Source organism: Ensifer sp. LC384, assembly GCF_001695865.1.
Lineage (GTDB): Bacteria > Pseudomonadota > Alphaproteobacteria > Rhizobiales > Rhizobiaceae > Ensifer.
The window spans coordinates 37,373-49,535 of the sequence record NZ_MBST01000001.1 but is presented as its reverse complement, the minus strand read 5'-3'; the positions used below and the strand labels follow the sequence as shown (position 1 = coordinate 49,535).

The 12,163-nt window shown below is 63.5% G+C and carries 12 protein-coding genes; 8 read left to right on the top strand and 4 right to left on the bottom strand.

Features of this window, described 5'->3' with window-relative positions; all coding sequences use genetic code 11:
• Positions 1–61: 61 nt before the first annotated feature.
• From BC363_RS00275 to BC363_RS00265, 3 genes are all read left to right on the top strand, one after another.
• Positions 62–856, top strand: coding sequence for a transporter substrate-binding domain-containing protein (locus BC363_RS00275; protein ID WP_065787053.1), 795 nt, complete (start codon positions 62–64; stop codon positions 854–856).
• A gap of 224 nt (positions 857–1,080) precedes the next feature.
• The gene (locus tag BC363_RS00270; protein ID WP_065786926.1) at positions 1,081–2,619 is read left to right on the top strand and encodes a M81 family metallopeptidase; all 1,539 of its coding nucleotides are present in this window, start codon (positions 1,081–1,083) and stop codon (positions 2,617–2,619) included.
• Positions 2,620–2,857: 238 nt separating this feature from the next.
• The gene (locus tag BC363_RS00265; RefSeq protein WP_065786927.1) at positions 2,858–3,508 is read left to right on the top strand and encodes a glutathione S-transferase family protein; all 651 of its coding nucleotides are present in this window, start codon (positions 2,858–2,860) and stop codon (positions 3,506–3,508) included.
• A 56-nt stretch (positions 3,509–3,564) separates the two neighbouring features.
• Here BC363_RS00265 and BC363_RS00260 read toward each other — a convergent pair whose 3' ends face one another.
• The gene (locus BC363_RS00260) at positions 3,565–4,053 is read right to left on the bottom strand and encodes a RidA family protein (RefSeq protein WP_065786928.1); all 489 of its coding nucleotides are present in this window, start codon (positions 4,051–4,053) and stop codon (positions 3,565–3,567) included.
• Positions 4,054–4,350: 297 nt separating this feature from the next.
• On the opposite strand from BC363_RS00260, the gene BC363_RS00255 reads away from it, so the two are divergent.
• Positions 4,351–5,046, top strand: coding sequence for a TetR/AcrR family transcriptional regulator C-terminal domain-containing protein (locus tag BC363_RS00255; RefSeq protein WP_065786929.1), 696 nt, complete (start codon positions 4,351–4,353; stop codon positions 5,044–5,046).
• Positions 5,047–5,287: 241 nt separating this feature from the next.
• On the opposite strand, the gene BC363_RS00250 is transcribed toward BC363_RS00255, so the two are convergent.
• Both BC363_RS00250 and BC363_RS00245 read right to left on the bottom strand, forming a co-directional pair.
• Positions 5,288–6,145, bottom strand: coding sequence for a sigma-70 family RNA polymerase sigma factor (locus BC363_RS00250; protein ID WP_065786930.1), 858 nt, complete (start codon positions 6,143–6,145; stop codon positions 5,288–5,290).
• Entirely contained in the window at positions 6,145–6,615 is a 471-nt protein-coding gene (locus BC363_RS00245; protein WP_065786931.1) for a carboxymuconolactone decarboxylase family protein, read from the bottom strand. Before BC363_RS00245 ends, BC363_RS00250 begins: the two co-directional genes overlap by 1 nt.
• Positions 6,616–6,792: 177 nt before the next feature.
• Between BC363_RS00245 and BC363_RS00240 the strand changes: the two genes are divergently transcribed.
• The 3 genes from BC363_RS00240 to BC363_RS00230 are packed head-to-tail and all read left to right on the top strand — an operon-like array spanning position 6,793 to position 10,564.
• The gene (locus BC363_RS00240) at positions 6,793–7,773 is read left to right on the top strand and encodes an ABC transporter substrate-binding protein (RefSeq protein ID WP_065787054.1); all 981 of its coding nucleotides are present in this window, start codon (positions 6,793–6,795) and stop codon (positions 7,771–7,773) included.
• 29 nt (positions 7,774–7,802) lie between these two features.
• Positions 7,803–9,554: an iron ABC transporter permease gene (locus BC363_RS00235; RefSeq protein WP_065787055.1), complete on the top strand. Its 1,752-nt coding sequence runs from the start codon at positions 7,803–7,805 to the stop codon at positions 9,552–9,554.
• Positions 9,542–10,564 (top strand): ABC transporter ATP-binding protein, encoded by a 1,023-nt coding sequence (locus tag BC363_RS00230; protein ID WP_065786932.1) that lies wholly within the window; start codon positions 9,542–9,544, stop codon positions 10,562–10,564. The genes BC363_RS00235 and BC363_RS00230 overlap by 13 nt, the downstream gene beginning before the upstream one ends.
• A 69-nt stretch (positions 10,565–10,633) precedes the next feature.
• Here the strand turns inward: BC363_RS00230 and BC363_RS00225 are convergent, their stop codons facing one another.
• Positions 10,634–10,930, bottom strand: coding sequence for a hypothetical protein (locus BC363_RS00225; protein WP_065786933.1), 297 nt, complete (start codon positions 10,928–10,930; stop codon positions 10,634–10,636).
• 222 nt (positions 10,931–11,152) lie between these two features.
• Between BC363_RS00225 and BC363_RS00220 the strand changes: the two genes are divergently transcribed.
• Complete coding sequence (locus BC363_RS00220) at positions 11,153–11,761, top strand: glutathione S-transferase family protein (protein WP_065786934.1); 609 nt, start codon at positions 11,153–11,155, stop codon at positions 11,759–11,761.
• The last annotated feature ends 402 nt before the right edge of the window (positions 11,762–12,163 follow it).

The following is a 12,163-nucleotide window of genomic DNA, read 5'->3' as shown; positions in this document are numbered from 1 at the left end:
GATGCGCGGCATCGCGCGCGATATTCCGGGAGGCGCCGAGAAGAACGACAAAGGGAACGATATGAAAAAGAAGTTCATGAGCGCGGCAGCACTTTTCTTCGCCTGCACGATATCAGGCCCCAGCCTTGCGGCGGACAAGTTGGCGATCGGCACGGAAGGCGATTATGCGCCCTTCAACTATGTGACGGCGAGCGGCGAGATCAAAGGTTTCGACTACGATATCGGCCAGGCGGTCTGCGCCGAGATCAAGGTGGAATGCGTGTGGAGCACCAACGAGTGGTCCGGCATCATTCCAGCGCTTCAGGCCAAGAAATTCGACGTGATGATCGCCTCGATGGCGATCAACGAGGACCGCAAGAAGGAAGTCGACTTCACCAAGCCCTATTATTTCAACGCCATGCGCTTTATCGCCCGCAAGGACCTCGGCCTGACGGAGGTTTCGCCCGAGGCGCTGAAGGGCAAGGTGATCGGCACGCAGTCCGGTTCGGTGGCGGTCGAAGCGCTGCAGGAATTCTTTCCCGACAGCGAGGTAAAACTCTATCCGACGCTGAGCGAAGTGTTCCTCGACATGGCCAACGGCCGCCTCGACCTCATCCTGGAGGGGCAGATGGCGCTGACCGACTGGCTGGCCAAGGACGACAGCGGCTGCTGCGATTTCGTCGGCGACAGCTTCATCCTCGACACCGCGCAGGGCAATGCCATGGCGGTGCGCAAGGGCAACGAAGAGCTGCTGGCCAAGCTCAATTCCGGGCTAGAGGCGATCATGGCCAACGGCACCTACGAGACGATCCGCAAGCAGTATTTCGACTTCGACATCATGGCCCGGCCGACGAGCACGACTGAATATTTTCGTTAGAGCGTTTCCGGTTTGGATCGAGTCGAAGAGACGTTCTAACGCTTTGGTTTCACGCATTTTCTGACGGAAAACCGCTTCGCACTTTTCCTGAAAAGGCTCTAAGCGACGGGCACCTGCCTGATCGCAAGGCGAGCGCCGGGGTGTTCGCGCTTCCCCGGCGCTCGATTGGTCTTCGCGAGACCCTCGTTTCAGAATGCCCAGTCCAAAAAATGAAAGTGCATGCGATGAGCTTCAAGGTCGCCGTTCTCGAGTTCAACCAGGAAACCAACACGTTCTCGAAGCTGAAGACCGGCTTTAAAGACTTTGAGATGTGCCACTACTTCAAGGGAGCGGCGATCGAGGACAATTGCCGCGGCACCAATTCGGAAATCGGCGGCTTCATCGACTGTTGCGATCGCTATGGCTGGGAGCCGGTCTATACGGCGGCGGCACGAGCCGAGCCCGGCGGCCGGGTCGACGAGGCGACGCGCCTGCGCTTCGTCGCGGATGTGACGGCGGCGCTCGATGGGAAAAAGCTCGATGGCGTCTTCATCGTCTTTCACGGCGCCATGTGCACGGAGACCGCCGACGACGCGCAGATCCAGCTGCTTGAGACGGTGAGGGGTATCGTCGGGCCGAACCTGCCGATTGCAGCCACCTTCGACCTGCATGCCAACTCCGCGCCGGAGATGGTGGCACTGCTCGACATTGCCGTATCGTTCCGCACCTATCCCCATGTCGACATGGCCGAATGCGCCCTGAAAGCCGGGGCGCTGCTGGAGGCGGCGATGCGCAACGAGATTTTGCCCGCCATCGCCATTCGGCAGCCGCCGATGATCAATGGCTGCAACGACGGCCGCACGACCCACGCCTGCGCCATGACCGAGCTGCTGGAGATTGCCGATGCGATCGCCGGACAAGACGGCATTCTCGCGACCTCGATCAATGCCGGTTTTTACGACGCCGATATCCACAACACCGGGCCTTCGGCGGTGATCTGCTACGACAAGGCGCGGGTTGCCGATGCCGAGGCGATCGCCCATGCGGAACGGCTCTGCGGCGAGATCTGGCAGCAGCGCGAGCATCAGGACCAGCAATTGCCGCTCATCGCGCTGCCGGGCGCGATTGCCGAACACCTCGCGGCCAAGCGCAAGGCCGGGCCGCTGGTGATTGCCGATTTCTCCGACAATCCCGGCTGCGGCGCCTATAGCGATTCCACCTGCCTGCTCTCGGGCCTGCTGCAGGCGGGGGTCAGCAACGCCGCTTTCGGGGCGATGTGCGACCCGGCTGTCGTGGCCGAGCTGATCGAGGCGGGCCTTGGCGCCGAGCGCGAGGTGACGCTCGGCTGCAAGATCGACCCCGCGGTCGGCGGCGGGCCGATCCGGGTCAAGGGCACGGTACAGGCGATCTCCGACGGTCGGATCATCTTCGAAGGGCCGATGTTCCAGGGCCTGCCGGCGTCGCTGGGCTCAAGCGTGCGCTTTCATGTCGCCGGCATCGACATCCTGATTTCGAGCGAGCGGCAGCAACTGCTCGACCAGAACCTGTTTCGCGCCGTCGGCATCGAGCCGGCCCATTACGACATCGTCGTCGTCAAGTCGCAGCAGCATTTCCGCGCCGCCTTCGGCCCGATCGCCTCCGCTATCATCGAGGTCGACGCCGATGGCCTGAGCACCGCCAATATCGGCGCGCGCACCTACAGGCGCGTGCGCCGGCCGATCTATCCGCTGGACCGGGAGGCGGAGATTGTGACGGCGGTCGCCTCCGCGGATGTCCTGGCGTGACGGCGTGATTGCCGGGCGGCCTGCTGTCGGCGGCATGGGGCGATGTCTGCGTCGACCCCTCCTGCACCAAGCGGACCAGGCGCTGACGTGTTGACCGGCGGCGAAAGCCGACGCTCAGCAGCAGGGACGCATCGTTTGAGTTGTGTTTAAACTGGCCGCGAGGCTTATCTTGAGCATGGGGTGTCGGAATCTCGTTTAGCCAATCGTCTTCAAGACAGGCAAGCTATGGAGAACAGCGATGACGATTACCATTACCGCCTTTGAACAGTCGCCCGATCGCGGCAAGGGTCTGGCGCGTGACATGCGCGTCCGCTGGGCGTTCGAGGAAGTGGGCCAGCCTTACGACGTTCGTCTTGTTTCGTTCAAAGCGATGAAGCAACCCGCGCATCTCGCGCTTCAGCCTTTCGGCCAGATTCCCACCTATGAAGAAGGCGATCTCGCTTTGTTCGAGTCGGGGGCAATCGTGTTCCATATCGCCGAGCACTATCCGGGCCTGCTGCCCGACGATGCGAATGCCCGGGCGCGCGCGATCACATGGATGTTTGCCGCGCTCAACACGATGGAGCCGCCGATCGTTGATCGCGAAATCGCAAGATACCTGGAGGGCGACAAGCCCTGGTACGAGGAGCGCAAGTCCCTCGTCGAGGAGCGCATCCGCAAGCGGCTGGACGACCTTTCCGGTCGACTTGGCGATGCCGACTGGCTGGACGGCGAGTTCAGTGCCGGTGACCTCCTGATGGTGACGGTGCTGCGCAGACTGGAAGGTTCGGGCATCCTGAAAGACTATCCGAACCTTTCCGCCTATATCGCCCGCGGCCAAGCGCGACCCGCCTACCAGCGTGCTTTCGACGCTCAGTTGGCGGTTTTCACCGCCGCAGCCTCCGGCTGACAAAGGCCCGCCCATGTTGGCCCGACGACACGCCCCTTATGTACCCGTCGGCGCCACTATTTCAGAATGGCGACGGCTTCGACCTCGAAGAGCATGGGGTCAATTGCAAGCTTGGGGACAGGAATCAGAGTCTGTGCCGGCAGCGCCTCGCCGAACATTTCCTTGACGTTCCTGGTCAACACCTCAAGCTTGGACATATCGTGATCGACCACGAAGACCGTGAGCTTGGCGACCTGATCCGGCCTTGCACCGAGCGCATCGAGGGCGGTGCGCAAATTTGCGTAGGCCTGCTTAACCTGGACGGCGAAGTCCGGCGACAAGGCGCCAGTGCCGTCTTGGCCGCCCTGTCCGGAGATGTAGGCCAGCCGGGCTTCGCGGGGCACAATCACCGCCGTGCTGTAGCCATTCGGCGTCGGGTCGTAGAGGTTCTGCGGATTGACGATGGTCAGCTTGAGATCATTCTCATTCGCTGTCGTCGCTGTGGGAACTCCCATGGTCATGATGATTAGCCCTCCGATAAGCAAATGCTTGATTGCGCGTGACATGATTTTCTCTACAGCGCCGCGCGTCTTATCAGACGCGCGAAGGTCGCTGTAGCACTTTGAATTGCTGCATGTTTTTGTCCTTCAATCGGCTACGATTGAAGGAAACATGCAGTAGGCTCTGAGGACTGCGAGCAACGCACCCTCGCCTGCAGGATTGAACGTTAACCCATCGCCCGTACGATTGACTCGTACGTCGTACGATTAGATTGCATCGTACAGTGTACGAGTCAATCGTTCAGGATCGACAATCGTCCCGTTGCCGGTCAAAATCGACGTTCTGAAAAGCAAGGAAGACGGATGGCAGCCAAACGCAGCGGCGCTCAGAGCAAACGGTCTCAACGGACAGGCGCGGCACTCCAGTCCGCGCAGGAACCGCGCAGTGAACCCCCTCTCTCTCTGGAACGGATCGTGGCGACCGCGGTAGAACTGCTGGACGCCGAAGGGGTCGACGGATTGAAGATGCGTCGGCTGGCCGACCGCCTCGGCGCGGGCGCGATGAGCCTGTATTGGCACGTCGACAACAAGGAGGAGGTCTTTGATCTGGCGCTCGACTCGGTGCTCGAATATCGCGGACCGCCGGACATCGTTCAGTCTCAAGACTGGCGCGGGGAAGTCGTTCATATGCTCGAGGACTGGCGCGCCAGCATGCTGCGCCATCCCTGGTCGGCATCGCTGCTGCCGCGCCGGGCGCTCGGCCCGAACATCCTTCTTCGCCTGGAACTGCTGAGCAAGACCTTGTCGAGAGCCGGTGTCGCGGACGCAGATTTGAACGTCGCGATATGGTCGCTGTGGAACTATGTGATCGGCGCTACCACCACCCGGGCGAGCTTCGACCTCTCGGACGACGACAGGGCCGCCGGGCAGCAGCGAATTACACGTCTCAGCGAACGCTACCCGACGATCGAACGCTCCCGTCTGCTGCTGGACAACGATTGGGACGGCGTTTTCAGGAAAGGCCTCGACTTCCTGCTCGATGGCCTCGCTCCGAGATAATGAACGCCCGCCATTTTCCGGGCGAACGGTGCGGAAATACCTCGCCATTCCGTGCTGGCGCATGTTTCCTTGGTTGTAGTCGCACGCAATTGCGGATGGGCAACCCCTTCGTACTGTCCCTGGAAATACGCTAGATCATTTCATTGGTTCATTGTTTCATTGAAACGGCGAAAGGATCTAACTCTTTGAAGTTACACAATTCCTGGCGGAGAACCGTTTCACACTTTTCCTGGAATTGCATCTAGTGCAGATGCCCCAGCTTGTCGGGGTTGCGCACGATATAGATCGCCACGACCTTGCCGTCCTCGATCTCGAGCGCCGTCGACTGAAGCTCGCCGTCGGCCTCGCGGGTGACGAAGCCGGGCAGGCCGTTGATGAAACCGGCGCACACGAGCGTCGAGCCGTGTTTGCGGAAGAGCGCAGCCAACTGTTCGTGCACCTTGATGACGGCGTCGAAGCCGAGGATCGGTTGCATCGCCGCGGAGCGCTTGCCGCCGCCGTCGGCGTGGATGCTGACATCGGAGGCCAGCATGGCGCCGAGCGCCTTCAGGTCGCCGCTGCGCGAGGCGGTGAAGAAGGCTTCGGCAAGTTCGACGCCGCGCTGCTGCTCGACGTGGAAGCGGGGCCGCGCCTCGCGAACATGGGCGCGGGCGCGGGCGGCCAGTTGCCGGCAGGCGGCCGGATCACGCTCGATCGTCGCGGCGACTTCCTCGAAGCCAAGGCCGAAGACATCGTGCAGCAAAAAGGCGGCGCGCTCGAGCGGCGACAGGCGCTCCAGAGCGAGCATCAGGGGCAGGGTGACGTCGTCCTCCGGCTCTTCCTCGACGACGGGGTCGGGCAGCCAGGGACCGACATAGGTCTCGCGCTGGCGCCGCGCCGACTTCAGCTGATCGAGACAGAGCCGCGTGACGGTGCGGCGCAGGAAGGCTTCGGGTTCGCGCACCTGCGAGCGGTCGGCCCCCATCCAGCGGATGAAGGCCTCCTGCACCATGTCCTCGGCGTCGGCGACGGAGCCGAGCATGCGGTAGGCAACGCGCATGAGTTTCGGACGCAGCGGGTCGAAACCGGCCGCTGCATCCTCCTTCGCGTTGCCCGCCATCAGGCCGCCGCCTCGGCGACAGCCTTTGCCGCCGCCGGCTCGATCCACAGGCCGAAGCCGACCGCAAGGCGGTTCCAGCCATTGATGACGTTGATCATGAGCGTCAGCTTCACCTGTTCCTCCGCGGTGAACTGGTCCTCCAGCGCCTGGCGGGCGCTTTCATGGGTATGGCCTTCCGACAGCCGAGTCAGGGCCTCGGTCCAGCCTAGCGCGGCGCGCTCGCGTCCGGAATAGCACGGCGCCTCACGCCAGGCCGAAAGCAGGTAGATGCGCTGCTCGGTCTCGCCCTTTGCGCGCGCTTCCTGCGTATGCATGTTGATGCAGTTGGCGCAGGCGTTGATCTGGGAGGCGCGGATCTTGACGAGTTCGATGAGATCAGGCTCCAGGCTGGCGGCGATGGTCATCGAGACGCTGGTCCAGCTCTTCATCAGTTGCGGGGCAGCGGCGAAAAGGTCGATCTTGGCAGTCATGGTTCCGTTTCCTTTCGTTGGTTCCGACAACATGACGAGACAGGATCGGCCGCTGTGACATGGGGGTCGATTTTTTTTAAACGAGGGGCGTGGCTCCAGGCGGTCCTGTCCACCTGTCACACCCCTGTAAAACATCCGCACTAAGCCTCGGCGCCATCTTGAACCGAGGATATGCCGATGAAATCGTTTGTTTCCGTCGTTGCCGGTGCACTTGTCGCCTCGCTGCTTTCCACCGCCGCCTTTGCCGAAAACCTGGTGCTTTACACCAGCCAGCCGAACGAGGATGCGCAGGCGACGGTCGATGCCTTCAAGGCCGCCAATCCCGGTGTCGAAGTGGAGTGGGTGCGCGAAGGCACGACGAAGCTGATGGCCAAGCTGATGGCCGAGATCGAGGCCGGCAACCCGGTTGCCGACGTGCTTCTGATCGCCGACACGGTGACGATGCAGCGCCTGAAGGAAGCCGGCCAGCTGCTCGCCTACAAGTCGCCGGAGGCCGCCAATTATGACGCCTCACTCTATGATGCCGACGGTGCCTATTACTCCACCAAGATGATCACCACCGGCATCATCTACAACACCTCGGCTTCGACGAAGCCCGAGGGCTGGCAGGATCTCGCTAAGGCCGACGCCAAGGGCCTGGTGACGATGCCGAGCCCGCTGACCTCGGGTGCTGCCCTCATCCACGCGCAGACCCTTGCCGGCATCGACGGCCTCGGCTGGGACTATTACAAGGCGCTGGCCGAAAACGGCGCGACGGCTGCCGGCGGCAACGGCGGCGTGCTGAAGGCCGTCGCCACCGGCGAGAAGGCCTACGGCATGATCGTCGACTTCATGGCGATCCGCGAGAAGGTCAAGGGCGCGCCGGTCGAGTTCGTCTTCCCGGCGGAAGGCGTTTCCGCCGTCACCGAGCCGGTCGGCATCCTGAAGACCGCCAAGAACGCGGACGCGGCCAAGAAATTCGTCGACTTCCTGATCTCCGAGGAGGGACAGGAGACCGCGGTGAAGATGGGCTATATCCCGGCACGCAACGGCGTGGCGCTGCCCGAGGGCTACCCGGCGCGCGAGACGATCAAGGTGCTGCCGATCAATGCTGCGGTAGCGGTGAAGAATTCCGACGCCGACCTCAAGACCTTCTCCGGCATCTTCGGCACGAACTGATCGCCTGAATGTCCGACCAGGGTGAAACCATGCGCAGCCGGCACCGCTGGCTGCGCTTTGCCATTGCAGGGGTGCCGCGTCCGGGGCGGGCGAAATCGGGCGCTTCGCCCGCCGGCGAGCCGCGCTGGCTCGTGCCCTTCGTGCTCGCCTGCCTTTTCCTTCTCTGCGTGCTGCCGCTCATCAGCTTGGTGAAAGCCGGCTTTGCCGGGCTGGTCAGTGGCAATTCCATCGGCGTGCTCACCGAGCCCGCGACTTACGCGGCGATCCGCAATACGCTGGTGACGGCAACCGGCGGCATGCTGATCTCGCTCGTCATCGGCGCGCTTTTCGCCTTTGCCGTGGCGCTCACCGATATCAGGGGCAAGCTGACCTTAAGCTTCGCCTTCATGCTGCCGATGATGATCCCGCCGCAGGTGACCGCACTTGCCTGGGTGGAGATGACCGGGCCGGCGAGCCCGCTTTTGAAGACGCTCGGGCTTGCGCCGCCGCTCGGCAGCCCGCAGCCGCTCTATTCGCTGTTTGGCATTTCCCTGCTCCTCGGCGTGCAGCATGCGCCGCTGGTCTTCCTGGCGCTGAAGGCGGGGCTTTCAGCCTCGCCGCGCGATGGGGTGGAGGCGGCAAGGCTTTCCGGCGCTTCGCCGTTTCGCGTCTTTCTCGATATCGTCGCGCCGCTTTCAGCCCCCGGGTTGATCGCCGGGGCGGCGATCGCCTTCGTCTCCGGTGTCGGCAATTTCGGCATTCCGGCCATCCTCGGCATTCCCGCCGGGATTTCGGTGCTGCCGACGCTGATCTATACGCGGCTTGCAAGCTTCGGCTCGGGCACCTTCGGCGAGATCGCGCTGATCTCCAGCCTGATTGCGGCGATCGCTGCTGCCGGACTGATCCTGCAACAGCGGGCGCTTTCGGGCAGGGACTACCGCATCATCGGCCTTTCCGGCGCCAATGCCGCCTTTTCGCTCGGGCGTTTTCGTGTGCTTGTCGAATTGGCGCTGGCGGCGATCCTGTTTCTGGTGCTGGTGGCGCCGCTGGCGGCGCTGATCGCCAGTTCGCTGGTGCCGGCCTACGGCGTGCCGCTCAACTGGCAGACGGTGTCGCTGCGCGCCTATGAGGAGATCCTCTTTCGCCAGACGATGACGCTGAGTGCCTTCACCAATTCGCTGTTCCTGGCGAGCACGGCGGCGCTCGGGCTGCTCGTCGTCGCGGTGCCGGCTGCCTATCTCATGAACCGGCGCAAGGGTGCGCTTTCAGGCACGCTCTGCATCCTGATCGAGATTCCCTATGCGCTGCCCGGCATCGTGCTCGCGGTCGCCTTCATCCTCACCTTCGCGGCACCGCTGCCTGTTCTCAACGTTTCGCTTTACGGCACCATCTGGATCATCCTGATCGCCTATTTCTCCTCATTCCTCGCGGTCAGCCTGAAGCCGGTCATGGGCGCCTTCCTGCAGATCGACCCGTCGCTGGAGGAGGCGGCGCGGCTGTCGGGCGCCGGTTTCATCAGGCGCATGCGCGACGTGATCCTGCCGCTGGTGGCGCCCGCGGCGGGCGCGTCGATCATCCTCGTGTTCCTGATCGCCGCCAACGAGCTGACGGTTTCCGCCCTTCTATGGTCGGCGGGCACGCAGACGCTGGGGGTGGCGATCTTCAATCTCGACGACAGCGGTTCATCCGATCTGGCCTCGGCGCTGTCGGTGCTGGTCGTCTTCCTGGTGATCGTGCTGATGGCAGCGCTCGAGGCTCTTGCAAACTATCTTCCGGAAGGCGTGCTGCCGTGGCGCAACTGATCCTCAACCACCTGACCAAGGATTTCGGCGGCCGGCCTGCCGTATCCGACGTGTCGCTGACGGTGCGCGAAGGAGGGTTTCTGGCGCTGCTCGGCCCATCCGGCTGCGGCAAGACCACGGTGCTGCGCATGATCGCCGGCTTCGAGCAGCCGACCGACGGCTCGATCGACTATGGCGAGCGCCGGCTTTCCGATGCCTCGCGGGCGTTGCCGCCGGAAAAACGCAACATGGCGATGGTGTTCCAGTCCTACGCGCTCTGGCCGCACATGACGGTGGCGGAAAATGTCGGCTATCCCCTCAAGGTGCGCGGCATTTCCGGCGAGACCTGGCGCAGCCGCGTCGGCGAGGCGCTGGCGCTGGTAAAACTCACCGACTATGCCGAGCGCCGGCCGGCAGCCCTTTCCGGCGGGCAGCGGCAGCGGGTGGCGCTGGCGCGCTGCCTGGTAACCTCGCCCGATGTGGTGCTGCTCGACGAGCCGCTCGCCAATCTCGACCAGCATCTGCGCAAGTCGATGGAGGAGACCTTCCGCATCTTCCACGAACGATCCGGCGCGACGATGGTCTATGTGACGCACGACCAGTCGGAGGCGATGGCGCTGGCGACCGATGTCGCCGTGATGTCGGAAGGGCGCCTCGTGCAGCTGGCGCCGCCGGCGGAAATCTATGCCCGGCCGGAAGGCACTGTTGTCGGCGGGCTGATCGGCCGCGGCTCGATTCTCAGGCTGGCCGTGGCGGAGCATGCGCCGCGGGCGCTCGCCTGGCCGATGCTTCGCGAGGCGATCGGCTCTGCCGATGATGGCCTTCGCCGCGATGTGCTGGTGCGGCCCGAGCATGTGCGGCAGGATGCCGACGGCATCGCGCTCGAGGTCAAGGCCTGTGTCTACGAGGGCGAACGGTTCGCCCTGACGCTGGCGCTGCCGGACGGGCAGCCGCTGAAGGCCTATGGCGATACGGCGATACCCGTCGGGCAGAAAGCGGCCTTTAGGATTACCAGCGGCTGGCGGCTTTGAGCGTAGGTGGCGGCCGATCGCAACCGAAGGTCTTCGCGATCGGATTTGAGCACGGCGCAGCCAAGACGATCAATCGCAACGGGGCCTGTCGAGCTCCACCTTGAACAGTCTTGGGCCGACCAGCCCCGGCTTGGACGGCAGGCCGACGATGCGGGCGATGACGGTGCACTGGCCGGCGACCACCGTGTAGCGATCACGCCCCTGGCTGATGATCTTGTCGATCGGATATTTCGGCACCGCGGCCGCGACTGCGCTGATGATCGCCGTCAGTTCGTTGGCGCGCTGGTAGTTTGGCGCAAGAGCGGCAAAGGAGGGGCCGGTGCTGAAAAGCGCGATGGCGGAAAGGGCGAGGGCTCTGATCTGCATGAGGTGGCTCCTGTTCGGTGCAACAGACCATGGGGCCGGATGGTGTTCAAGTCGGCTTCCCGATCGCGCCTGACGACTTTGACGTTGTCGGATCTCGAAGCTGACGTTCGCAATAAACCAAAAAGTTAAATAAAACTGGTTGTCAAAAACAACTGGTATGGCATAGTGCCTTGCATCAAGGGCGGGCGGCGATGGTGCCGCGCAGGCCGATGGGAGGAAGCGATGAAACTCTATCAGGGCATGGGACCGAATTCGTACCGGGTGCGCATCTTCATGGCGGAGAAGGGCATTGAAATACCGATGGTCGACGTCGATTTCGCCAAGGCGGAGCACAGGGCGCCGGCGTTCCTGGCGCTCAACTCGCTTGGCCAGATCCCGGTGCTGGAGCTGGATGACGGCACCATCATCACCGAGAGCGTCGCCATCTGCCGCTATCTCGAGGAGACGCAGCGCGAGCCGCAGCTTTTCGGCAGCGACGCCGTCAGCCGCGCCAAGGTGGAGATGTGGAACCGGCGTGCTGAGCTGGTGATCTTCGGCACGATCGGCAATGTCGCGCTGCATTCCGATGCCTTCTTCAAGGAGAGGCTCACCCAGTTTCCGGCCTTTGCCGCGACCGAGCGGCAGGCAGTGCCGAGGAAATGGGCCTGGCTCGACCGGGAACTTGCCGACGGCCGGCCGTTTCTTGCCGGCGAGGCGTTCTCGATCGCCGATATCACCGCCGGCGTCTGCGCCTGGCTCGGCGATGTCTTCGGCATGGAGGTGCCGGGGGATCTCGCCCATGTGCAGCGCTGGCTGGAGCGGGTGCGGGCGCGGCCGAGCTTCGAGGCTTAGATCACAGTGTTGCCGTGAGGTGGCGCGGCCGCCGCCGCAGGCCACCGTGATTGCTGGCCGCAACCACTATGACCTGCCCCTCATCCGGCCTGCCGGCCACCTTCTCCCCGCAGGCGGGGAGAAGGGACTTCGGGGCACCCGCCGATGCACCTTCGTTCGCGGTATGTAGGGGGCCGCGACCTCGATTCTCCCTCTCCCCGCAGGCGGGGAGAGGGCTGGGGTGAGGGGCAAACCTGGCCACAATTTTGGAGTTTGCGTCTGCACCCGATGGGTGCTCCGCAATGGCCCAGTTCGCCCAATTGACATGGAGCGGGAAGAGATGCGTCGCGCCGCTTCGGCCCATTGAAGCAAGAAGCGCGCCCCCGCGGGTCAGGTGAGGGGAAATGGCCAGACCGCGGTGCG